The sequence below is a fragment of the Fundidesulfovibrio magnetotacticus genome (assembly GCF_013019105.1).
In the GTDB taxonomy this organism is placed as follows: Bacteria; Desulfobacterota; Desulfovibrionia; order Desulfovibrionales; family Desulfovibrionaceae; genus Fundidesulfovibrio; species Fundidesulfovibrio magnetotacticus.
In genome coordinates this window covers 37,330-59,230 of the sequence record NZ_BLTE01000013.1, presented here as the reverse complement: position 1 = coordinate 59,230, position 21,901 = coordinate 37,330, and the positions used below count along the sequence as shown (strand labels likewise).

Below are 21,901 nucleotides of genomic sequence, written 5' to 3'. Positions count from 1 at the left end.
GAGAAGGATAGGCGTCATGAAGAAAGCGATCGTGGTAGGCGGAGGCTTCGCCGGGTGCGTGGTCACGCAGATGCTGCAAAGCAAGGGGTTCCAGGTCACCGTGGTGGAGGCCGGAAGCACCATCGGCGGCGGCTGCCGGACGTTCTTCTATCACGGCCACCCCTACACCATAGGCCCGCGCCACATCCTGGTGGACGTGGACGAGATGTACACCTGGGAATACGTGGAGCGCTTCGTGGAGATGCGCGAACTGCGCCACCACAGCCTCACCTATGTGAGCCAGGACGACAGGTTCTACACCTACCCCATCCACAAGGACGAAATCGCCTCCATGCCCGACAAAGAGGCCATCGAAAACGAGCTGGCCAACCGGGGCGACGTGTCGGCGTCGAAAAACTTCGAGGAGTACTGGGTGAACTCCGTGGGGCACACGCTCTACGACAAGTTCGTGAACACCTACTCCAAAAAGATGTGGGGCCTGCGCAACAACCAGGAAATCGACGACTTCGGCTTCTCCCCCAAGGGCGTGGCCCTCAAGGACGGCGACCGGGTCAGCTTCGAGGGCTCCAAGGTGATCGGCTACCCCGTGAACCTCGAAGGCTTCAACCCCTTCTTCGAGGCCTGCGTGCAGGACGCCACGGTCATCCGCGACACGCCCGTGCACCGCTTCGACCTGGACAACAAGCGCGTGCTGGCGGGCGACCAGTGGCTCTCCGCGGACCTCATCGTCAGCACCATCTCGCCCGACATCGTCTTCGATTACTGCCACGGCGAACTGCGCTACATCGGCCGCCACTTCATGAAGCTGATCCTGCCCTGCGAACGCGTGACCCCGGAACCCTACTATTTCCTCTACTACGCGGGCGACGAACCTTACACCCGCGTGGTGGAATACAAGCTGCTGACCGGCTACACAGCGCCGGACACGCTCCTGGGCATCGAGATCCCCACCTTCGACAACAAGCTCTACCCTTACCCCGTCAAGGCGGACATCGCCAAGGCCCAGCGCTACATCGCCATGTTCCCCCAGGACGTGCACACCATCGGGCGCATGGGCAAATACCACTACGACAACATGCACGTGGTCATCCGCGACTGCTTCAAACTGATGGAATCCATCTGAGCCAGGCCATGGACCACGCCCCGCTCCTCACAGACCTCGCCTCGCCCCAGGACCTGCCCCCCGGGGCACGTGTCGTCCTCTACGGCGCGGGGGACTACGGCAGGCACTACCTGGCCCGGCTCCGCGAATCCCGCCCGGACCTGCGCCCCGTCTGCTTCCTGGACACCTTCCGGCCCACCGGGGAGAGCCTGGACGGGCTCCCCGTGGTCAACGTGGACGACTTCGACTTCCGGGCCGAGCCCGTGGAGGTGGTCGTCACGGCGGCGGGGGTGGAAGCCGTGGCCGCCGTCCTGGCCGGGCGCGGACCGACGCGCTGCCACGTGCCCGTGGTGAGCCTGCGCGGCGCGCACTGGTTCGCCCACCGCGACCTCTTCGAGAACCCGCGCCCCTTCCTCGACCAGGCCCAGGGCCACCGTTTCTGGGAGAACGTCTACCGCTGGCGCTACCTGGCGCTCTGCCGGGAGCACTTCGGCCCCCCCGAGGCCCCCGCGCCCCTCGTGACCGGCCTCACCCCCGAGGAGGTCCGGCGCTTCACCATGGACGGCCGCGCCGCCCTGCGCCTGGACGTGCGGGACCAGCGCCTGCCCGTCAACCACGCGCTCTTCTACACCGACGAGGAGCTGGACGACTGCCTGGCCAGGATCGAACAGGGCGACGCCACCGTCTACGCGGCCCTGGACCGGCTGATCCGCCTGGCCCTGCGCGAGCACCCCGTGCAGGGGGCGAGCGTGGCCGTCTTCGGCTCCACCAGCCCCTGGTACGAGGCCATGTGCCTGCACCACGGCGCGCGGCCCGTCACGGTGGAGTACGCGGCCATCGTCTCGCGCTCGCCAAGGCTGCGCACGATCACCGTGGAGGCGCTCAAGGCCGGGGGCGAAACCTTCGACCACGCCCTCTCCATCTCCTCCTTCGAGCACGACGGCCTGGGGGCCTACGGCGACCCCGTGGACCCCGACGCCGACCTCGAAGCCATGCGCCTCGTGCACGAACGGCTCAACCCGGGCGGCCTGCTCTTCCTCAACGTGCCCGTGGCGGGCAACGACAGCGTCCACTTCAACGGCTGCCGCGTCTACGGCCGCCACAGGCTCCCCCTGCTGCTGCGCGGCTTCCGCGTGGCCGGGGCCTACGGCTACGACATCAAACGCATCGCCAGCGATCCCGACGCTCGCTTCGAGCCGCTCTTCGTGCTCCGCAAGGACCGGCCCGGTTCGCCCTGCGACCTCCCGGCCGCGCCCGCCGCCACACCCCCAGAGGAGACCGTCTGATGAACGTCCTGCTGCTCACCGGAGCGCCCCCCTCCGCCCGCATCCGCGCCTTCCTGGAGCCCCGCGTCGACCGCCTCGCCGAGACATCCGGACCCCTGTCCCTGGAGGCCCTGCGCCGCGACGGCGTGGACCTGATGGTCTGCCACGGCTACCCGCACATCATCGGCCCGGAAGTGACTCGAGGCTACCCAGGCCGCATCGTGAACCTCCACAACACCTTCCTCCCCTGGGGGCGGGGCATGATGGGCAACGTCTGGAGTTGCTTCGAGGACGCCCCCCAGGGCGTGAGCCTGCACTTCATCGACGAGGGCGTCGACTCCGGAGCGCTCATCGCCCGCCGCCTCGTGGACCTCTCCCTGGACGAAACGCTGGAGACCTCCTGGAAAATCCTCATGGACGCGCTTGAGGACCTGTTCATCGAACACTGGGAGGCCATCGCGGGGGGAAGCTGCCACGCCACGCCCCAGGACGCCCTGGACGAACTGGGCTCCTGCCACGATCGCCGTCGCTCCGAGACGCTCCTGGACCTCTTCCCGCAGCGCTGGAGCACTCCCGCCGCGGAGGTGGCGCGCCTGGGCGAGGAGTACCGCCGCGACCCGGCCGCCTTCGCCCGGACCCGGGGCGCCGATCCCTACGAGGGTGCGGGCCACACCCCCTTCTTCCCCGCCCTCCTGCGCGAAAGGGCCTGCCCGGCCCAGGGCCCCGTGACCGTGCGCGAGGCCACCGGGGACGACCTGCTCCTGAATTGGCTCTGGATCAACGACCCCGTCACCCGCAGGATGTTCAAGCAGAACGGCTACGTGGGCTGGTCCGGGCACTGCCGCTGGTTCGCCCAAATGCTGGCCAACCCCGACGCCACCCTGTGCATCGGCTTGCAGAACGGCAAGCCCATCGGCAACGTGCGCTTCAACCGCTGCCAGGGCGAGGCCTACGAGATCAGCATCAACCTGGCCCCCAACTGCCGCTACAAGGGCGTCGGGGCCGAGATGCTCGCCAGGTCCATCGCCCACATGCGAGACACCCGCGCGGTGCGCATGCTCTACGCCATGGCCAAGAAGACCAACAAGGCCTCCATCCGGGTGTTCGAGAAGTGCGGCCTGCCCGTGGTGCAACGCCCGGCTTTCCACTCCGGCATGGCCCGCTTCGAGCCGGACGTGGAGGTCTACATGGAAGCCGTCTACCCCTAGACCCGGAACACAGGACAAGCTCATGCACAAGCACCCCCTGGCCATCCACGGCGGCGAGAAGACCCGCCGGACCCCCATGCCCCCGCGCCGCGCCTTCGGCGAGGCCGAACGCGCCATGCTCATGGAGGCCGTGGACTACTACGCCTCCCGCGACGAGGACCCGCCCTACCAGGGACGCTACGAGCGCCTGCTCTGCGAGGCCTTCTCCGCGTACATGGGCGGCGGACACACCGACGCCGTGGCCACGGGCACGGCCGCCGTGTTCGTGGCCCTGGCCGCGCTGGAACTGCCCCGGGGCAGCGAGGTGATCATCTCACCGGTCACGGACAGCGGCCCGTTGAACTGCATCCTCATGCAGGGGCTCGTGCCCGTTGTGGCCGACTCAGCCCCGGGCTCCTACAACATGGGGGTGGAGCAGTTCCTCGCCCGGGTTACGCCGCGCACCTCGGCCGTGCTGGCGGTGCACAGCGCGGGCGAGCCCCTGGAGATCGACCGGCTGGTGGAGGCGGCCCACGCGCGCGGCGTCAAGGTGCTGGAAGATTGCAGCCAGTGCCCCGGCGGCAGCTGGAAGGGCCTCAAGGTGGGCACGGCGGGCGACATCGCGGCCTTCTCCACCATGTACCGCAAGACCCTCACCGCCGGGGCCAGCGGGGGGCTGGTCTGGTCCCCGGACGAGGACACCTATCGCCGCGCCCTGGCCCACGCCGACCGGGGCAAGCCCGCCTGGCGCACCGACGTGGACCTGCGCAACCCCGGCCACGCGCTCTTCCCCGCGCTCAACTTCAACACCGACGAGTTGTCCTGCGCCATCGGCCTGGCCTCGCTCGCACGGCTCGACGATAGCGTGGCCCGCCGCGTAGCCTTCGTGCGCAGGCTCTCCGCGCTGCTGGAGGATTCCGAGGTCTGCGCTCCCTACCCCTTTCACGAAGGCTTTTCGCCGTTTTACTTCCCCATCATGGTGGACGCCGAGAAGATCGCCTGCACCAAGACCGAATTCGCCCTGGCCGTGCAGGCCGAGGGCATCGGGCTGGGCGAGCACTACGGCTGCCTGGTGGCCGAATGGAGCTTCGCCAAGCCTCTGCTCTCGGACGATTTCACCACGGTGAACGCCTTCGCCGTACGCGACAGTTCCTTCAATCTCTACCTCAACGAACGCTACGGAGAGGAAGAGGCCCAGGACGTGCTGCGCGCGGTGCGCAAGGTGGAGCAGTGGTACCTCAAGTAGCTCCGGGAGGGACCACGGCGCCCGGGACTGGACCCCGAACCACGGAATACGCATGAACGTGATCCATTGCGCCGCCGACCTCCCGTCAGGAGATATCTGGATCTACGGCGCGGGAGGGCGCGGACCCCGCATGGCTCTGATCCGGCAGGCCGCCCCCGCGTGAACCGCTCCCGGACGGCGCGGACCTGCCGCAGGAACCTGTGACGCTCCCGGAACAGGCAAGAGACACCGGAGCATACGAGACACCATGGAAACGCTTTTCCTGGGCAACTGCCAGGCCGCCATCCTGGTCAACGTCTTCCGGGAGCAGGGCCGGGAGGCCAAGTCCTTCTTCCTGCCGCGCCTGGGCCTGGGCCCGCACCGCATCCGCGAGGTCCGGCGCAGGCTCGCCCTGGCGCTGGGCGAACCCTGCATGCGCGAGGCCATGCACCGGGGACACGTCTACTTCCAGCCCGGCCTTCAGGTCCCTGAGCCAGCGCATCCTGGCCGCGCCGCTCGGGCAGGCCCGCCGGGTGGCCGTGCACCCCGTGGAGGCCTCGCACGTGCGCGGCCTCCTGGGCGGGGCCACGCGGCTGGCGCTTTACGGAGCGGGCGGCAAGGGGCGCACGCTCCCGCGCTTCCTCCGGGAAACCGTTCCGGAGTGCGAGGTGGCGGGATTCCTGGACTCCGACCCCGCGCTGCGCGGCCGCCGCGTCGACGGGCTCCCGGTGGCCGGCCCCGAGGCACTGGAGGCATGGGGCATCCAGGCCGTGGCGGTCTCCACCTACGCCAAGCACGCCGTGGCCTCGGCTCTGCGGCAGTTCCGGCGGGAGAGCGGGGGCTCCTTCGCGGTGCTCACCGGCCTGGACGAACTCCACTCCGCGCACTGTTTTGCCGCGCTCAGGGAACTTCTCTGACGCCCATGGCCCGGAACGTGCTAGACGAGCTATCGTCCTATCCAACCAACAAGGAAGCCACGGCAACATGTTTCACGACGAAAAGGACCTCCCCGGGGACAGCCGCATCTGCGTCTACGGCGCGGGCAGCCGCGCCGCCAGGCTGCTGCGGCGCCTCGCCGCCAACCGTCCGGATCTGGAAGTGGCCTGCGTCGTGGACTCCTTCTCAGACGGCGGGATGTTCGAGGGCCTCCCCCTGCGCAACGTCGCCCATCTGGCGGAGGAGACCTTCGACTACCTCGTCGTCAGCGCTTACCGCTACGACGAAGTGGTCCGTACCCTGAGCGCCCGCGGGCTCTCACCGCGCTACTACGTCCACGTGGACTGCGACCCGCCCGCCGCGTCCCCGGAGCTCCTCACCGCGCCCCCCAGGGAGAGGCGGCAGGTGCTGGACCAGTTCGAGGCCCTGTCCCGACGCCGCACGGGGCAGGTGAACGTCACCCTCACCAACGCCTGCAACAGCCGCTGCGTCTTCTGCGCCTATCCGGGCTACACCGAGCCCCGAGCCGTCATGACCAGGGAGCACTTCGCCCGCCTGGCCAGCTCCATGGCCGCCCACGGCGAGCTGACCATGGACTTCAGCCCGCTCATCGGGGAATCCCTGCTGGACCCGGGCCTGGCCGACAAGATCCGCCACGCCCGGCAGGCCGGAATCCAGCGGCTGCTCATAACCAGCAACGGGCTGCTGCTGGGCCGTGACGAGGCCCTGCTTCAGCTGCTGCTGAGCGAATGCGAGACCATCTCCGTGAGCACCCCCGGCCTGTCCCGTGAGGCGTACCGCCGCATCTTCCGGGTGGACGCTTTCCGGCAGGTTCTTGACGGGCTGCGCCAGGTGGCGGCGGTGAAGAGGCGTCTGGGAGGCGGAGCCCACGTGAACCTCTGCCTGCGCAGCCCCCGCCCGCCCCAGGCCGCCCTCGACGACGAAGGGTTTCGGGAGCTCCTGCCCTTCATCAAGGAGGGCCTGCTCTTCTTCGACCCGGGCGACGGGTGCGTGGAGTTCGACAACTGGTCGGGCGCGCTGGTCGCCGGGCAGTTGCCGGAGGGCCTGCGCTTGAAACCCCCGGCCGTTACGCCGGGAGCCCCGCCCTGCGATTTCATCCTGCGCGGCGCGTGCACCGCCCTGCCCGACGGGAGCTTGCGCCTGTGCCCGTGCCGTTTTCTGGAGACCCTGCGCGACGACCTCGTGATCGCAGACCCCGACCACCCGGACCCCCTGGCCGCGCTGCACGGCCCGCGCCACGAGCGCATCGTCCTCGACTGGCTCGACGGCAGGCTGCCCCGGGCCTGCGCGGGGTGTTCGCTCTACAGGCCCTGCGCGGAACAAAACACCTAGACCATCCCCCGAGGAAACCGACCATGCCCCTGCCGCGAAGATCGCTCAAACCCGTCGACGAGGCGCGCGCCGCCACCTTCATGGCCAGGCTCGACGCCCTGCGCCGGGAGCGCCCCGAAGCCCCGGTCATTCTGGTCACGGCCTTCTCCTTCGGGTCCAACTACCTGAAGCTGCTCCACCACCTGCGCAAACGCGGAGCCATCGTGGCACTGGTGACTGGAGACGAGCGCATCAACGGGGCCACGCCCATCGCTTCCCTGGCCGGGCAGGGCTTTTTCGACATCCACTGGGCTTCCAACCCCTATGTGCTGGAGATGCCCTACCTGGCCAGTCGTTACGATTTCGACCTCGTGCACGCCCTGGTGGGCACCTATAGCCCCTACCCCTTCGCGGAACTGCTGCGCCTCTGCTCCGCCCCCGTGGTGGCCGACTACATCGATTTCCGCGAGCTGATGTACGACGACGGCGTCAGCGTGGACCTGGAGGCCCACAAACAGGCCTTCGGCGTCCAGGACGCCGGGCTGGAGTTCGAGCTGTGGCGCAGGATTTTCACGGGCGCGGCGGGCGTGGTCTACAAGGATTCGCCCGAGTCCTTGCGCCATCTCTCGCGCAGGCACGGCCACACGCCCCGGGCCATCGAATTCCAGTCCTACGTCTGCCCGGAGTGGATGCCCCCCGAAGCCCTGCGGCCTCGGGACGGGACGCCCTCCCGAGCCGTGTTCGCCGGGGGCCTCCAGTGCGACCCAGCCCAGCACGACTTCAAGACCTGCCGCACCACCCTGGACGTGGCCCTCTCCCTGGCGCGCCAGGGCTTCCACTTCACGGTCTACAACGCCTGCGACAACGGCCTGGGCGGCTTCGAGGCATTCAGGGAGCTGGCCGACGCCAACGAGCGTTTCGCCTACCACCCTGCGGTGCCCAACCACCTGCTGGCCCGCGCCCTCAGCGCTCACGACCTGGGCTGGAACTACCAGCACTTCGAGCAGGGCTCGGAGACGGCCTTCTGCCACGCACGGGTGATGAGTTCCAAGATCTTCAACTTCCTGGAGGCGGGCCTGCCCGTGGTGGCCTCCCGGTACACGGCCTACGTGGCCAGCTACCTGGAAGCCCATGACATCGGCCTGGGCGTGGAAAGCCGGGACATCGGGGATTTCGCCGCCCTGGTCCGCGAAACCGACTGGGACAGGCTTCACGCCGGGGTGGCCCGGGCCAGGGACACCCTGAGCATGGACCGCCATTTTCCGCGACTGCTCGACCTCTACAACCACGTGACCGGAAAGACGCTCTTCGCCGGGACGCCCGGCGACATCACCCCGGATGGAAACCCGGCCCTCCGGGCCCAGGCGCAGGGAGAACCCGACGCATGATGCTCATCGACCACAAACCCCAGACCGTCATGGCATGGATCCCCGCGCGCGGCGGTTCCAAGGGCCTGCCCGGCAAGGCCCTCCTGGACTTGAACGGCAGGCCGGTGATCGCCCACACCATCTGCGCGGCCCTGGAGTCCGGGCTGGTGGACAGGGTGCTCGTGAACACCGACGACAAGGAGATCCGGCGCGTCAGCCTGGCCTGGGGGGCCGAGGTTCCCTTTCTGCGTCCCGCCTCCATGGCCCAGGACGACTCGTCCCTGGAGGAGGCCCTGCACTTTCAGTACGAATGGCTCACACGCAACGAGGGGGCCGTGCCCGGCGTCATGATCGGCATGAGCCCCACCCATCCCTTCAGGCTCCCAGGACGCCTGGAGGCCGCCCTGCGCCTGGCCGCCGACAGGCCCGACGTGATGAACGTGCGGGGCGTCGTCCCCCTGACCCGCGACCCTCGCAACTACTGGACACTGGACGCGAAGGGAGAGGCCCTCCCCTTCTGGGGCGCGCACGAGGAGCCCCCGCGCGGGCGCGTCCACCAGAACCTCTTCTCCTTCAACATCGTGCTGGATTGCCGCCCTCACCTGCCCCCCCAGCACTGCCTGCCGGTGGCGGCCGCCCTCTCGCCCCTGGAGGCCGTGGACCTCGACGAACCCAAGGACATGGACCTGGCAAGGCTTGTGGCCGCCCGGGGCGGCCCGGCTTCAGCGCGGGCGGGCCGTGCCGAAGGCCTGGGCGGGTACGGTGGCGGGAGCGACCGCCAAGGCCGGGACGAGGGGGGATTCGAGCTGTTCGGAAAGCATTTCGCCGCGCCGGAGCGTGCGGAGGAGCCACGCATCCTGGTGCATGGGGACTACCCCCTGCTGGGGGAATCGGACATCCGCGCCTTCGCCGAGGCGACGCGGGGGAGCGACAGGATGGTGGTCTCCGGCTGCGAAGTTGACGAGGACCTCCACCCCTACCGACTGCTCGTGGAGGATCCCCGGGGCTACCTGCGCTACGCTGCGGACATCCCCCAGGCGGTACGCGGCAGGCGCCAAGCCTACCCCAGGGTCTCGCGGTTCGCGCCCGGGCTCGTGCACGTCCCCTCCGGGATGACGGCCGCCGGGCAGCCTGGTTGCGCCGCGCCCCTGATGTGGCCCATGTCCCGGGAAAAGCTCCTGGACGCGGCCGACCCGTTGGAACGGCTCCAGATCGCCCTGCACAGCTAGCGCGCCCTGGCGGCGCGCCAGCCCTGCCTCCGGGCGAAACGGCGCGCAACCCGCGACAGCCCGGCCGGTTTGCCCGGAGCGGGCCGGGCCGAGGCAGACGCCCGCCGGGCAGCCCCGGGCCTATTTGAGGTACTTGAACCAGTCTTCCGTGGCCTCGGCGATGGTCGCGGGCTCCCAGACCGGGGCTTCGCGCCAGTAGTCGATGGCTTCAAGCACGCGGGCCACGCCCTCCTCGAAGGAGACCTTGGGGCTCCAGCCCAGCTCCGCGCTGATGCGCGTGGTGTCGGCGAAGGTGCAGTCGGGCTCGCCGGGGCGTTTGGGGATGCCCACGGTTTCGCCGCCGATGAGCTTCGCCAGAGCATTGACGCTGTAGTGGTTGCCCGAGCCCACGTTGAAGGCCTTGCCGGACACCCCGGAGCGCACCGCCGTGACCATGGCGTCGGCGATGTCCGTGACGTAGGTGAAATCGCGGGTCTGCTCGCCGTCGCCCACGATGGTCAGGGGCTTTCCGGCCAGTTTCTGGGCCAGGAACACGCCGAACACCGCGCCGTAGGTGCCCGAGGTGCGCGAGCGCGGCCCGTAGACGTTGAACAGGCGCAGGGAGACCACGGGCAGGCCGTAGACTTGGCGCCAGTGCAGGGCGGTCTGTTCGCCCAGCCACTTGGTGAGGGCGTAGGGGTACTGGGGCCTGGGGGCGGCGTCCTCGGGCGTGGGGAAGGCGTCGGGGATGCCGTAGCAGGAGGACGAGGCCGTGTAGAGGAAACGCTTCACCCCGGCGGCGCGCGCGGCCTCCAGTACGCTCAGGGTGCCGTCCACGTTGGAGCGGTAGTAGGGCACGGGCTGCTGGATGGAGGGCACGATGTCGGCCAGGGCGGCCAGATGGTAGACGTGGTCCACGCCCTCGAAGGCCGGGCGGATGCGCTCGAAGTCGCAGATGTCGGCTTCGAGCACCGTGAGTTCGCTGCGCCCGGCCGCGTGGGCCAGGTTCTGGAGACGCCCGGTGGAGCAGTTGTCCACCACCACCACCTCGCAACCGTCGTCCAGAAGGCGGTCCACCAAGTGGCTGCCGATGAAGCCCGCTCCGCCGGTGACCAGGGCCTTGATCCTCGCTGCCATCGATGCTCCTAGGGCGGCACGGGCCGCGCGTTGGGGTTGCCGGGACGCCTCGCGGCGCCTTTCATAAAACGGCGAACCCCGAAGAGGGGTTCGCGGGAGCCGCTGACGGGCCGAAACGTTCCGGAACGCCCGGGGCGTCCCCTCCACTGCTCATCGGCAGACCCGGCGATTCCTTCAGGGCCGACCCGCGCCTCAGCGCACGGCGCGCGCGGCGGCCCGGCGGGCCTTCAGGAACTCGATCACCCCGGGCATGAGCGACAGCGCGATGATCAGGTAGATCACCTTGTTGAAGTTCTGCTTCACCAGGGGCAGGTCGCCCACCAGGTAGCCCAGGCCCACCAGCCCGCCGATCCAGAGAATGCCGCCGCCCACCGAGAAGGCGAGGAAGCGCGGATAGTGCATGTTGCCGATGCCTGCCACGAAAGGAGCGAACGTGCGCACGATGGGCATGAAGCGGGCGATCACCACGGTCTTGCCGCCGTGCTTCTCGTAGAAGGCGTGGGTCTTCTCCAGGTGCTTCTTGTTGAGCAGCCAGCTGTCCTCGCGCTTGAACACGGCAGGCCCCAGGGTGCGCCCGATCCAGTAGTTGGTGTTGTCGCCCAGGATGGCCGCGGCCGTGAGCAGGCCGATGGTCGCCAGGGGGTCCAGGCTTCCCGCGCCGCAGAACGCGCCCAGGATGAAGAGCAGCGAGTCGCCCGGCAAAAACGGCGTGACCACCAGGCCCGTCTCGCAGAAGATCACCAGGAACAGGACCAGGTAGGTCCACGTTCCGTAGGAGGCCACGAGCATCTCCAGGGTTTCCTTGATGTGGCCGAGCATCCAGACGAACTGGCTAACGTATTCCATGGCGGTTCCTTGATGATGGTGATGACGCGCGCCGCGTGCAGACGGCGGCCGGGTGGCGGATTCATAAGGCCAGACGCCCTTGCAGGCAAGCTCAAAGGCCCCCGGGGCGGCGCGTCTAGTCCATCAGGATGAACACGTCCATGCGCATGCCCACGGGAATCTCCTCGCCGGGGGCGAACTCCACCAGGGTCTCCAGGATCTTGGTGTCCAGGCGCTCGGCCGGGTCGTCGGTGCGCACGTTCTTGCGCCCGAGCATGCGCGCCACGCGGATCACCCGGCCCTCGAAACGCCGGTCGCCGTAGGCGTCGGCCACGGCGTAAGCCCGCTGGCCCACGCGCACCTTGTCCACGTCCTTCTCGTCCACGTCGGCGCGCACGCGCAGGACCGTCACGTCGCCCACCGTGACCACCGGCGAATCGAAATTGGTGGAGACCATCTCCCCCGCCCGGCGGTGCTTGCGCAGCACCACGCCGTCGAGGGGCGCGCGGATGAGCGCCTTCTCCACGTAGGCCCGGGCCTCCTCGAGCTGGGCCACGGCGCGGGCGTGCTCCGCCTCGGCCTTGCGCACGTCCTCGGCGCGGCTGGGGTCGTTGACCAGATGGAAGCGCTGACGGGCCTGCTCCTCGCGCTGACGGGCCACCAGGAAGTCCTTCTCGGCACGGTCGGCCTCCTCGCGCGAGATCACGCCCCGGGCCACCAGATCGGAACGGCGCTCGCTCTCGCGCCGGGCGTTGGCCGCCACGGAGGAGGCCTCGCGCAGCACGGCCGCCGCCTCCACGCGCTCCATGGCCCGCGCCCCCGCCACCACCTTGTCCAGCGAGGCCTCGGCCGAGGCCACGTCGGCCCTCGCCTGCTCCAGCCGGGCCTGGATGTCCGCGTCCGCGAGGCGCGCCAGGGGCTGCCCGCGCGAGACCCTGTCGCCCTCTTCAACCAGCATTTCGGAGATTCTTCCGGGGATGTCGAAGCCCAGGCGCATCTCCTCGCTGGCGGGTTCCACGCGCCCTGCGGCCGCCACCCAACGCCCCGTTTGCGGGATGCGCCCGGTGACGCCCTGCCCTTGTGCCGCCACGTCCGCCGACGCGAGGGATGCCATCAGCAAGGTAACGACCAGCGCAGCATGCTTCATGACGTCTTCTCCACGGCCCCGAGGCGGCCGTCCTCGATGCGGACGATTCGGTCCGCGAAGTCGAAGATCCTGTTGTCGTGGGTCACCACGGCCACCGCGCGGCCGCGCTCCTTGGCCAGTTCGCGCATGAGCCCGATCACTTGCCGTCCGTTCACGGAATCCAGGGCCGCCGTGGGCTCGTCGGCCAGGATGATCTCCGGGTCTCCGGCCAGGGCGCGGGCGATGGCCAGGCGCTGCTTCTGCCCGCCCGAGAGGTCCGCCGGCCAGCTTGCGAGCTTGTCGCCCAGCCCCACGGACTCCATGGCCTCACCGGCCAGGCGTCGGGCCTCGTGGCGCGGCCGGCCCTTGAGGTCCAGGGCCACCATGACGTTCTCCACGGCGCGCAGCGTGGGGAAGAGGTTGTAGTTCTGGAACACGAAGCCGATATGTTCCAGGCGCAGACGGCACAGTTCGCGCTCCGGCAGGCCGACGGCCTCGCGCCCGCGCACCAGGAGGCTCCCCGCGTCCGGGCGCAGGATGCAGCCCATCACGGAGAGCAGCGTGGTCTTGCCGCTGCCCGAAGGCCCCATGAGCAGCACCAGTTCGCCCGGGTGCACGTCCAGGGACACGTCGTCCAGGGCCAGGGTCCTGGCCTGCCCGGAGCCGAAGGCCTTGGAGAGGCCGCGCGCGGAGACGGCGGCGCGAAGGCGTTCCTGCCCCACTTCAGCGCCCCTTGAAGACCATCACCGGGTCGATGCGCGTGACTTTGTTGATGGAGATGAGCGATGCGCCCACGCACATGCCCGTGGTGACGAAGAAAAGCCCCACCGCAAGCCAGGAGGGTAGGAGGATGGATGCCCCGCCTTTCTCGGCCAGACCCACCAGCAGGTAACTCAGGGCGATGCCCGGCGTGTAGCCCGCGAAGGCGCTGGCCAGGGCCTGGAGCACGATGATGCGGTGGATGTAGCCCCCCGGAGCGCCCATGGCGCGCAGGGTGCCGAACTCGGCCAGATGGTCCATGGTGGTGGCGTAGAGGGTCTGGGCCACCACCACCACGCCCACCACCAGGCCCAGGGCCGCCGCGATGAGCAGGGCCATGCCCGCGCCGGTGGTGAACATCCAGTACTGCTGGGTCTTCCTGGAGAACTCGCGGGAGGTGTACACGTCCACGCCGTCCACGCGCCGCGCCAGCTCGCGCTTGAATTCCTCGGGGTCGGTTCCCGGCAGGGCGTCCACCAGCACGTAGGTGAAACGGCCTTCCCGCAGGTTGCACAAGGTCTGGGCGATGGGCAGCGTGCTGAAGATGTAGGGCGACGTGGTGAAGGAGCGGATGCCCCGGGTGAAGGCCGCCACCCGGACGCGGTGGCCGTTCACCTCCACCTGCTCGCCCAGACGCGCGACGCCCAGCTTGGCGCGGTAGACCTCGTCCACGGCCACGGTGTCGGGCACTGCGAGGAGCGCGGCGTCGCCCTCCACCACGTTCCAGGGGCCGCCCATGTCCGAGGCGGCCTCGTAGCCCACCACCTCCACGGACTCGAAGCCGCCGTTGGGCTTTTTCCAGTTGGCGAACTGCACCACCAGGCGGCGCGCTTCGGCCACCCCGGGCGTGGAGAGCGTCTGGTGGAAGGCCTTCTGGGGCAGGGGGGAGGTGACGTCGAAATTGCGCATGCCGCGCGCGCAGATCCAGTACTGGGCGCGGGTGTTGTCGATGACGGTGGAGGTTGCCGTGGTGAAGCCCACGAAGAGCCCGGCCTGCACCGCGATGAGCACCACCGCGAAGACCACGCCCGTGAGCGTGACCGCGAGACGCACCTTGTCGTGCAGGAGGTTGCGCAAGGCGATGGTCAGGGTCATGTTTGCGCGGTGCTCCCGCCGACGTGGTCCGGGGCGGCGCAGAGCGGACGGCGGATGGCCTGGGCCTGTTCAGGCAGGACTCTTGTGCCCCCACGGAAAGACCGGAAGCGCCCGTCAGGGAGCGCCGTTCGCGGCCCGGGCATCTGGCGGCGCGCCCCGACACGGGGGGCGACCGAAACCCGGTTCCGGGGGGAGCGAGCCCGTTGGAGCATGCGGCCCGTCAGGCTACTGCTCGCCGGGGATCTTCTCGCAGTCGGGCCTGAAGCAGCAGTCGGGCTGGCCGCAGACCGAATAGAGGCCCCTGCCGAAGCAGGCCTCGTAGCCCTCGGCCACCTGGATGGCCCGGACGGCGGTGGTCTTGGTCCAGCCCACGGCGATCTTGAGGTTCACATCCCTGGCCTTGTCCCGGATCTCTTTCATATTCATGGCGTGTTGCCTCCTGAGGAGAACATACCTATGCGTGTAGACCATCTCGTGACGGTGCGCAATGCCGTACGGCGAAAGCCCAATCCGCGACGCCGGCCAAACCGGCAACAGGGGGGTGCGACGACGCGCGCCGCATTTCCGGGAGGGGGCGGCCCGGGGCGCACTCCCTGGCCGCGCGGACGCGAGGGGAAAACGCCCGGGTTACGGCGAACCTGTCTTGGCCGGAACGAAGGGAGGAGGAACGGAGCGCCGCTACGGTTCGCCGCGTTCGCGAAAGAGGGCGGCGTGCCACTCGAAGACGCGGGTCATGAGCTCATCGGCCACGTTGTCGCGGACCGGGGTCCAGAGGATCTCGCCCGAGACGGGATCGGCGCGGCCCACGTGGACGAACTCCAGGCCGATGTCCAGGTCCTTGGAGACGCGGTCCTCCACCAGGCGCACCGTGCGCCCGGAGAGCCACAGCTCGCGGGGCTGGTTGCGCACTTCCTGGAGGAAGCGCAGGCGCAGGGTGTATTCCTCGTGGCCGGTGGGGCAGAAGGAGTTCTCGGTGCAGAAGATGCGGCGCACGTGCAGGCCCAAGCCCCCGGCGGAGAGGTTCTCCAGGCGGCAGAGCTTGCCCTGCCGGAAGAACTCCAGGTCCATGATGGCCTCTTCCGGGACAGGCGCGGCGAGTTTGCCGCCCTCCCAGACGCGCAGGTCCTCGAACCAGGCGAGGTCCGCACGCACGCGCATGCTGCGCCTGCGTTGGGAGCGCTCCACCTTGACGGGGTGCTGGGCTTCCAGAACCAGACCGCCCGTCGTGGCTTGGCGCACGCCCAGGGCCTTGGCCCGGAAGCCGTAGTAGCCCACGCCCTTGCCCTCGCGGATGCGGAAGAAGCAGCTGAAGTAGCGCCCGGCGAAGTTGCCCGGCTGGCGCAGGCCGTAGAGATCGAGATACAGCCGGTCCGCGCCGATGGTGTTCACCGCGCAGCTCAGGTCTTTGATGCTGGTGACGGACTCCTCGAAGATCAGGTCCATCTTGGCGCGCTGGACCAGGGCCTGCTCCAGCACTTGGCGGGAGGTTTCGTCGAGGGCCGGCCCCTTCTTTTTGAAAAGGTCGAGTATCATTGTCGTTTCGCGGATGGAGGTCTGCGTTTGATACGCGATGGCGGCGGGAGCGGTCAACGCGCCAGTGCGTCCGACGCGGGGCGCGCAGGGCTCAGTGGGCGGCCCGGTTTCGCCGGGGCAGGCGGATGGTGAAGCGCGAGCCCCTGCCGGGTTCGGAGTCCAGGGTGATTTCGCCGCCGTGGTTCTCGCGCACGATGAAGTAGGAGACTGAGAGCCCGAGCCCCGTGCCGGAGCCCGTCTCCCGGGTGGTGTAGAAGGGCTCGAAGACCTTGCGCCGGGCGGCGTCGTCCATGCCGGGGCCGTTGTCCTCGATCTCGATGTAGCCGTTTTCGGCGTCCACCCAGGTTCGCAGGATGATGGTGGGGTCCGTCGTGCGGCTCTCGGCCATGGCCTGGGCGGCGTTGCGCAGGATGTTGAAGATCACGTGCTGGATCTGCTGGCTGGAGCAGGGCGCCGAGGGATCGGCGGGGTCGAACTCCCGGAGCAGAGTGATGCGTTTGAAGCCGTATCCGTCGGCGAGGCTGTAGTCCTGCAGGCAGAGGAGCACGGCCCTCTCCACCAGTTCGTTGAGTTCCTCGGGAAGCCAGGCCGAGGAGCTGCGCTTGCTGAACTCCAGCATGTTGGAGACCACGGTCGCCACCCGCTTGGCCGAGGCGCGCAGATTCTCCAGGAGTTCAGGGATGTCGCGGCGGGCAAGGTATTCCTGAACGCCGTCCATGGAGCAGCCCGCCGCCTCGGCGGCCTTGCGATTCACTGGGAGGTCCGGGCGGATGCGCGTGATCACCACCTGGGCGCTCTGCATGATGCCGCCCAGGGGGTTGTTGATCTCGTGGGCCATGCCCGCCGCCAGCCCGCCCACGCTCATCATCTTCTCGGACTGGGCGAGCACCTCGAGCATGCGGTGGCTTTCGGTGGCGTCGTCGATGCGGACGACGGCCTCGCGGACCCCTGAGGCCTGCACGGGGTAGATCATCACGTCGCGAGCTGTCACCGTGCCGCCCTTGCGCTCCACCTCGCGGGGCAGCTCCAGGGGGCGTCCCTCCTCGATGGCGCGCAGGGCATGGCCGACAAGGCCTCCCAGGCCGGGCATCTGGCGGCTGTCGGCCCCGGGAACGCACTCCGGGCAGAGGGCCAGGGCCTTGGCGTTGGCCCTGGTCACCACGCCCCGGGCGTCCACGCAGACCAGGGCCGAGGGCGAGGAGTCGAAGATGGCCCGCAGGTATTCGCTGGCGCGCTCCAGCTCTCGTTCGGCGGTCCAGATGTCGGTGAAGTCGGCGATGACCCCCACCAGACCGGCCGTGGAGCCGTCGCCCGCCTTGTAGAGGGCCTTGTGGAAGCGGATGTGACGCTCGCCCCCGGGAGTGGACTTCACGAACTCGTAAATCTGCACCGGCCCTGAAGCCAGGAGCTCGTCGTCCTTGGCCTTGAACACGTCGGCTTGGGCGCGGGGGAAAACTTCGTGCACGGTGCGGCCCAGCAGGGCTTCCCGCGTAAGCCCGGACCATTCCACGAAGGCCTTGTTGCAGCCCAGGTAGATCCCGGCGGTGTCCTTGTAGAACAAGGGCGTGGGGATGGCCTCCATGAGCGAGGACACGAGGTTGATCTGGCCAGCCACCTGCACCTGGGCGCGGCGCATCCTTGCCGCGTGGAACCACAGCACGCCGGCCACCACGGCCAGGAGCGCCGTGACGAGGCAGTAGGCCCACACCAGTTGCGGATTGGTGGCGTAGAGTCCCACCGGCTCGTTGAGCACCTGGCTGCCCGGGGGCAGGAGCGAGGGGTCCAGCCCGAAACGGACCAGGGCGGCGTGGTCGAACACCCAACGGCCGTTGTCCTCGCGGTAGCGGTCCATGGAGGCCACGTCGCGCCCCTTGAGTAGTTCCCGGACGATCTCCCCGGCCATTCGTCCCTGGTCCTCGGCGTAGAGAACCCGCCCGCCAACGGGACCGTGGCCCATCCAGGAGCCCCATGCGGCGTAGAGCGGCGCGGGGCTGACCAGGGACAGCCGTCGCGCGGCCTCGGCGGAGGTGAGCAACTGCCCGTTCTCCTCGGGACGGCCCACGGCCAGGACGATCCAGCTCTTGTCCAGGCTGGCCAGCCGCGCCTCCAGGGCCTGGATGTCGTTCTCGTTGAAAAGCTCCACCTGCAGGGTCTCGGAGAGTGCGGGGATCTCCGCAGCCACCATGTCCTGAATGACCTTGAAGTACTGGGCCTTGCTTCCCAGGATCAAAAGCTTGTCCGCCCGGGGGCTGAGCCTGCGGGCCATGGCTGCGGTCTCCTTGAGGGCCAGGCGTTCCACCACGGCCACCGTGTCCGGCACTTCCAGGAACCAGCGGGGCATGGCGCCGCCCAGGACGCAGGCCACCACGGGCACGCCCGGGGCCATGGACTCGCGGTGGGCGTTCCAGAATTCCAGGGCCTTCCAGTCGGTGACCACGGCCGCCTGGGGCCGCGCGGCGGCCGTCATGGTGAGGATGGCGTAGCGCTTGGCGTCCAGGATGCCCTCGTAGCCGCGCAGAGGGGCGAGCCGCGCGGCGTCCAGGTATTCCACGATCATCCTGGGGTTCAGTCCTTCGCCGGAAAGGGACTCCGCCAGGCCGCGCTGGAGCCCGTCCGTGCGGGCGAACCCCGGGTGGTAGGAGTGCAGGACGAAGATTTGAGGAGTCTCCGGCGACGGCGCGGCGGCCGCGCCCACGTCCGCCGACGCCGCGAAGAGCAAGAGGAGGAGCGAGAGCACTACGGTAAGCTTCATGTAATGATGTCCGGAACGCCGGTGATTTGGTGGAACCTCCGGACGCGAAGGATATCCTACGGAACGGCGTGCGCCGTCAAAAGGAAAAACAGACCGGCAAGGGAGGGCTGGCCCTCTCGTGGCCTGGGGAGTGCGGGGGGCTGGCGCGAGACGAGCCGGACGCCGGAACGACGGGGGGACGCAAGGCGCGGCGGAGACGCGCCGTGGGCAGCGCCGGACCGCCGGGGGACGGCGGACCGGCGCGACCCGCGCGGGAATCAGGCGAAGTCCATGGTGAAGCCGCCGTCCTCGCCCACGTCCAGGGCCACGGAGGCCGGAAGGCCGCCCGAGGTCATGTGGCCCAGGATCTCCTGGGACATGCGGGGCAGGATGTTGCCGTTGAGGATGTATTCGATGTTGCGCGCCCCGGTCTCCACCTCGGTGCAGCGGGCGACAACGGCCTCCACCACCTTGGGGGTGTAGGTCATCTTCATCTTGTTGTTGTCCAGGAGCATCTTGGCCAGCTTGTCCAGCTTGAGCACCACGATGTCTTTCATGGCGTCGGGCGAGAGGCTCACGTAGGGGGCCACGCTCATGCGCGCCAGGAGCGCGGGCTTGAAATACTGCGAGAGGATGGGCCGCACGGCCGAGAGCACGGCGTCGTAGGGCACCTGCGCGCCGTCCTTGGTCATCTCCTGGATCACGTCGGTGGCCAGGTTGGAGGTGAGGATGACGAGCGTGTTCTTGAAATTGATCTCCTTGCCTTCGCCGTCGGAGAGCATGCCCTTGTCGAACACCTGGTAGAAGAGGTTGAGCACGTCGGGGTGGGCTTTTTCGGTCTCGTCCAGGAGCACCACGGAATAGGGGTGCTGGCGCACGGCCTCGGTGAGCATGCCGCCCTCGCCGTAGCCGACGTAGCCCGGGGGCGAGCCGATGAGCCGCGAAACCGTGTGCTTCTCCTGGAACTCGCTCATGTTGATGGAGACCACGTTGCGCTCGCTGCCGAAGAGGATGTCGGCCAGGGTCAGTGCGGTCTCGGTCTTGCCGGTGCCGGAGGGGCCCACCAGCAGGAACACGCCCAGGGGCTGGTCGGGGTTCTTGATGCCGGACTTGGCGGCCTTGATCACCTGGGTCACCACGTCCAGGGCCATGTCCTGGCCTTTGATGCGCTTCTTGATGCGGTCTTCCAGGTTGGCGATGGTGGCGGCCTGGTCGCGGGCCACCTTGCCCATGGGGATGCCGGTCCAGTCCGAGACCACCTGGGCCACCAGGTCCGGGTTCACCTCGATCTGGATCATGGGCGCGTCGCCCTGGAGGGCCTTGAGGGCGGCGTCGGCCTCGTCCAGCTCCTTTTCCAGGGCGGCCTTGTCGTCGCCCTGGGTCTCGTGGACCTTGGCGCGGATTTCCAGCACCTTGTGGGCGGCCTCACGCTCCTTTTCCCAGGCGGCGGTGAGGTCCGCGGCCTTTTTCGTGTTCTCCTCGATGAGGGCCGCCACCTGGGCCAGGCGCTCCTCGTCCACGGGGATGCGGTTGTCCTTGTCGCGTTCGATGGCGTTCTTCTCGCGCTCCAGGGCCTGGATGGAGCGCTCGGCGTCCTCCAGCACGGCGGGTTTGGCCGTGAGGTTCACCTTCACGCGGGCGCAGGAGGTGTCCAGGAGGTCGATGGCCTTGTCGGGCAGAAAGCGCGCGGCGATGTAGCGGTCGGCGTATTCGGCGCAGATCTTGATGGCGTCGTCGCGGATCACCACGTTGTGGCTTTTCTCGTAGCTGTCGCGCAGGCCGCGCAGGATGAGCGTGGCGGACTCCACGCTGGGCTCGTCGAGCTTCACCATCTGGAAGCGCCGGGCCAGGGCGGGGTCCTTCTCGAAGTATTTCTTGTATTCGCTCCAGGTGGTGGCGGCGCAGGTTTTCAGTTCGCCGCGCGCCAGGGCGGGCTTGAGCAGGTTGGCCGCGTCGGAGCCGCCCGCCTGTCCGCCCGCGCCCACCAGGGTGTGGGCCTCGTCGATGAACATGATGATGGGCTTCTCGCTGGCCTTCACTTCGCTGATGACGCCGCGCAGCCTGTTCTCGAACTCGCCCTTCATGCCCGCGCCCGCTTCCAGCAGGCCCATGTCCAGGTTGATGAGCGTGACGTTCAGAAGCGACTCGGGCACGTCGCCCAGGGCGATGCGCAGCGCCAGACCCTCGATGACGGCGGTCTTGCCCACGCCGGGGTCGCCCACGAGGATGGGGTTGTTCTTGCGCCGCCGGGCCAGGATGTCCACGATCTGGCGGATTTCGCCGTCGCGGCCGAACACGGGGTCGATGCCGCCGGCCTTGGCCTTGGCGGTGAAGTCCTGGCAGAAGCGGGCGATGAAGGAGCCCTCGCCCGAGGGGGCCGCGCCGGGCGCTCCCCCCGGGGCCATGGGGCCCGCCGTGGCCTGGGCCGCCTCGGAGGAGGCCTTGGTGGCGTTCCAGAAGTCCTTGAGCAGGGCCTCGCGGTTCAGGGCGGACAACAGATCCAGGTAGGGGCCGGAGCCGTAGAAGTTGGGCCGGGCCAGGAAGGCCAGGAGCAGCGCGCCGGAGCGCACGCGCGAATCGCCCAGGTCCACGGAGCCCACCACCCAGGCGTCCTCGATGAGTTCGATGAGCAGCGGCGAGAAGGTGGGCTTTCCGGCGTTGCCGGTCTTCAGGTCTTCCAGGGAGTCGGTGAGCCCGGCCGCGAGGCGTCCTGCGTCCACGCCGCCCGCGCGCAGGATCACCGGGATGTCGGAGCCCGCGTCCTCCAGACACTTGAGCAGGAAGTGCTCAACCGTCACCTCGTACTGCGCGCGCGAGACCGTGAGCCCGGCGGCGTTGTGCAGCGTGCTGGTGCAGAAGGCGTTGAGCTTGGACAACAGGGACTTCATGTTCACGTTGATCATGGGCTCGCTCCAGGCGGACGGATGGTTTTCGGATACTGGGCCGACCCTACACAAACCATCCCGAAATGGGAAGGAACCTCGTCGGCTTTCACACAGGCTTTCGCGAAAACGCTCAACTTTTACGCAGAAGGTCTGCTTCTTGCCGCCATGGACTTTACGAGTCCCGTCGA

General features: G+C 68.8%; 17 protein-coding genes. 8 read left to right on the top strand and 9 right to left on the bottom strand.

Translation table 11 applies throughout. The annotated features are described in order from the left end of the window. The first annotated feature begins 16 nt into the window (after positions 1-16). The 8 genes from NNJEOMEG_RS13960 (at position 17) to NNJEOMEG_RS13925 (ending at position 9,643) form a co-directional block, all read left to right on the top strand. On the top strand, positions 17-1,123 hold the full coding sequence (locus tag NNJEOMEG_RS13960) for a UDP-galactopyranose mutase (RefSeq protein WP_173085507.1): 1,107 nt from the start codon (positions 17-19) through the stop codon (positions 1,121-1,123). A gap of 8 nt (positions 1,124-1,131) precedes the next feature. Further along, on the top strand, positions 1,132-2,388 hold the full coding sequence (locus tag NNJEOMEG_RS13955) for a DUF268 domain-containing protein (RefSeq protein ID WP_173085505.1): 1,257 nt from the start codon (positions 1,132-1,134) through the stop codon (positions 2,386-2,388). Further along, a complete protein-coding gene (locus NNJEOMEG_RS21000) occupies positions 2,388-3,575 on the top strand; it encodes a GNAT family N-acetyltransferase (RefSeq protein WP_173085503.1) in 1,188 nt (395 codons plus the stop codon). The genes NNJEOMEG_RS13955 and NNJEOMEG_RS21000 overlap by 1 nt, the downstream gene beginning before the upstream one ends. Positions 3,576-3,597: 22 nt before the next feature. Beyond that, positions 3,598-4,800: a DegT/DnrJ/EryC1/StrS family aminotransferase gene (locus NNJEOMEG_RS13945; protein WP_173085501.1), complete on the top strand. Its 1,203-nt coding sequence runs from the start codon at positions 3,598-3,600 to the stop codon at positions 4,798-4,800. Positions 4,801-5,312: 512 nt separating this feature from the next. Then, entirely contained in the window at positions 5,313-5,696 is a 384-nt protein-coding gene (locus tag NNJEOMEG_RS13940; RefSeq protein WP_173085499.1) for a nucleoside-diphosphate sugar epimerase/dehydratase, read from the top strand. Positions 5,697-5,763: 67 nt separating this feature from the next. Further along, complete coding sequence (locus tag NNJEOMEG_RS13935) at positions 5,764-7,068, top strand: radical SAM protein (RefSeq protein ID WP_173085497.1); 1,305 nt, start codon at positions 5,764-5,766, stop codon at positions 7,066-7,068. Between the two features lie 23 nt (positions 7,069-7,091). Next, the gene (locus tag NNJEOMEG_RS13930; protein WP_173085495.1) at positions 7,092-8,435 is read left to right on the top strand and encodes a glycosyltransferase family protein; all 1,344 of its coding nucleotides are present in this window, start codon (positions 7,092-7,094) and stop codon (positions 8,433-8,435) included. Continuing rightward, positions 8,432-9,643 (top strand): acylneuraminate cytidylyltransferase family protein, encoded by a 1,212-nt coding sequence (locus NNJEOMEG_RS13925; protein WP_235956968.1) that lies wholly within the window; start codon positions 8,432-8,434, stop codon positions 9,641-9,643. Before NNJEOMEG_RS13930 ends, NNJEOMEG_RS13925 begins: the two co-directional genes overlap by 4 nt. Before the next feature lie 120 nt (positions 9,644-9,763). Here NNJEOMEG_RS13925 and NNJEOMEG_RS13920 read toward each other — a convergent pair whose 3' ends face one another. The 9 genes from NNJEOMEG_RS13920 to tssH form a co-directional block, all read right to left on the bottom strand. Next, positions 9,764-10,759: an SDR family oxidoreductase gene (locus NNJEOMEG_RS13920; RefSeq protein ID WP_235956967.1), complete on the bottom strand. Its 996-nt coding sequence runs from the start codon at positions 10,757-10,759 to the stop codon at positions 9,764-9,766. A gap of 192 nt (positions 10,760-10,951) precedes the next feature. Further along, positions 10,952-11,605: a DedA family protein gene (locus NNJEOMEG_RS13915; protein WP_173085493.1), complete on the bottom strand. Its 654-nt coding sequence runs from the start codon at positions 11,603-11,605 to the stop codon at positions 10,952-10,954. 115 nt (positions 11,606-11,720) lie between these two features. Next, positions 11,721-12,602: an HlyD family secretion protein gene (locus NNJEOMEG_RS13910; RefSeq protein WP_235956966.1), complete on the bottom strand. Its 882-nt coding sequence runs from the start codon at positions 12,600-12,602 to the stop codon at positions 11,721-11,723. A 125-nt stretch (positions 12,603-12,727) separates the two neighbouring features. Then, positions 12,728-13,432, bottom strand: coding sequence for an ABC transporter ATP-binding protein (locus NNJEOMEG_RS13905; protein WP_173085489.1), 705 nt, complete (start codon positions 13,430-13,432; stop codon positions 12,728-12,730). Between the two features lies 1 nt (position 13,433). Beyond that, positions 13,434-14,564: an FtsX-like permease family protein gene (locus NNJEOMEG_RS13900; protein ID WP_173085487.1), complete on the bottom strand. Its 1,131-nt coding sequence runs from the start codon at positions 14,562-14,564 to the stop codon at positions 13,434-13,436. Between the two features lie 225 nt (positions 14,565-14,789). Continuing rightward, positions 14,790-14,990 carry an SAP domain-containing protein gene (locus NNJEOMEG_RS13895; RefSeq protein ID WP_173085486.1) on the bottom strand — a complete coding sequence of 67 codons (201 nt, stop codon included), beginning with the start codon at positions 14,988-14,990 and terminating at the stop codon, positions 14,790-14,792. A gap of 252 nt (positions 14,991-15,242) precedes the next feature. After that, a complete protein-coding gene (locus NNJEOMEG_RS13890; protein WP_173085484.1) occupies positions 15,243-16,097 on the bottom strand; it encodes a PilZ domain-containing protein in 855 nt (284 codons plus the stop codon). 91 nt (positions 16,098-16,188) lie between these two features. Next, positions 16,189-18,849 (bottom strand): ATP-binding protein, encoded by a 2,661-nt coding sequence (locus NNJEOMEG_RS13885; protein WP_173085482.1) that lies wholly within the window; start codon positions 18,847-18,849, stop codon positions 16,189-16,191. A gap of 257 nt (positions 18,850-19,106) precedes the next feature. Beyond that, the gene (gene tssH / locus NNJEOMEG_RS13880; RefSeq protein WP_173085479.1) at positions 19,107-21,731 is read right to left on the bottom strand and encodes a type VI secretion system ATPase TssH; all 2,625 of its coding nucleotides are present in this window, start codon (positions 21,729-21,731) and stop codon (positions 19,107-19,109) included. Between the last annotated feature and the right edge of the window lie 170 nt (positions 21,732-21,901).

Excerpts from the sequence above, each read along its gene's own strand:
- NNJEOMEG_RS13960 (WP_173085507.1), top strand. The coding sequence starts at position 17 with ATGAAGAAAGCGATCGTGGTAGGCGGAGGCTTCGCCGGGTGCGTGGTC.
- NNJEOMEG_RS13955 (WP_173085505.1), top strand. The coding sequence starts at position 1,132 with ATGGACCACGCCCCGCTCCTCACAGACCTCGCCTCGCCCCAGGACCTG.
- NNJEOMEG_RS21000 (WP_173085503.1), top strand. The coding sequence starts at position 2,388 with ATGAACGTCCTGCTGCTCACCGGAGCGCCCCCCTCCGCCCGCATCCGC.
- NNJEOMEG_RS13945 (WP_173085501.1), top strand. The coding sequence starts at position 3,598 with ATGCACAAGCACCCCCTGGCCATCCACGGCGGCGAGAAGACCCGCCGG.
- NNJEOMEG_RS13935 (WP_173085497.1), top strand. The coding sequence starts at position 5,764 with ATGTTTCACGACGAAAAGGACCTCCCCGGGGACAGCCGCATCTGCGTC.
- NNJEOMEG_RS13930 (WP_173085495.1), top strand. The coding sequence starts at position 7,092 with ATGCCCCTGCCGCGAAGATCGCTCAAACCCGTCGACGAGGCGCGCGCC.
- NNJEOMEG_RS13925 (WP_235956968.1), top strand. The coding sequence starts at position 8,432 with ATGATGCTCATCGACCACAAACCCCAGACCGTCATGGCATGGATCCCC.
- NNJEOMEG_RS13920 (WP_235956967.1), bottom strand. The coding sequence starts at position 10,759 with ATGGCAGCGAGGATCAAGGCCCTGGTCACCGGCGGAGCGGGCTTCATC.
- NNJEOMEG_RS13915 (WP_173085493.1), bottom strand. The coding sequence starts at position 11,605 with ATGGAATACGTTAGCCAGTTCGTCTGGATGCTCGGCCACATCAAGGAA.
- NNJEOMEG_RS13900 (WP_173085487.1), bottom strand. The coding sequence starts at position 14,564 with ATGACCCTGACCATCGCCTTGCGCAACCTCCTGCACGACAAGGTGCGT.
- NNJEOMEG_RS13895 (WP_173085486.1), bottom strand. The coding sequence starts at position 14,990 with ATGAATATGAAAGAGATCCGGGACAAGGCCAGGGATGTGAACCTCAAG.
- NNJEOMEG_RS13890 (WP_173085484.1), bottom strand. The coding sequence starts at position 16,097 with ATGATACTCGACCTTTTCAAAAAGAAGGGGCCGGCCCTCGACGAAACC.
- NNJEOMEG_RS13885 (WP_173085482.1), bottom strand. The coding sequence starts at position 18,849 with ATGAAGCTTACCGTAGTGCTCTCGCTCCTCCTCTTGCTCTTCGCGGCG.
- tssH (WP_173085479.1), bottom strand. The coding sequence starts at position 21,731 with ATGATCAACGTGAACATGAAGTCCCTGTTGTCCAAGCTCAACGCCTTC.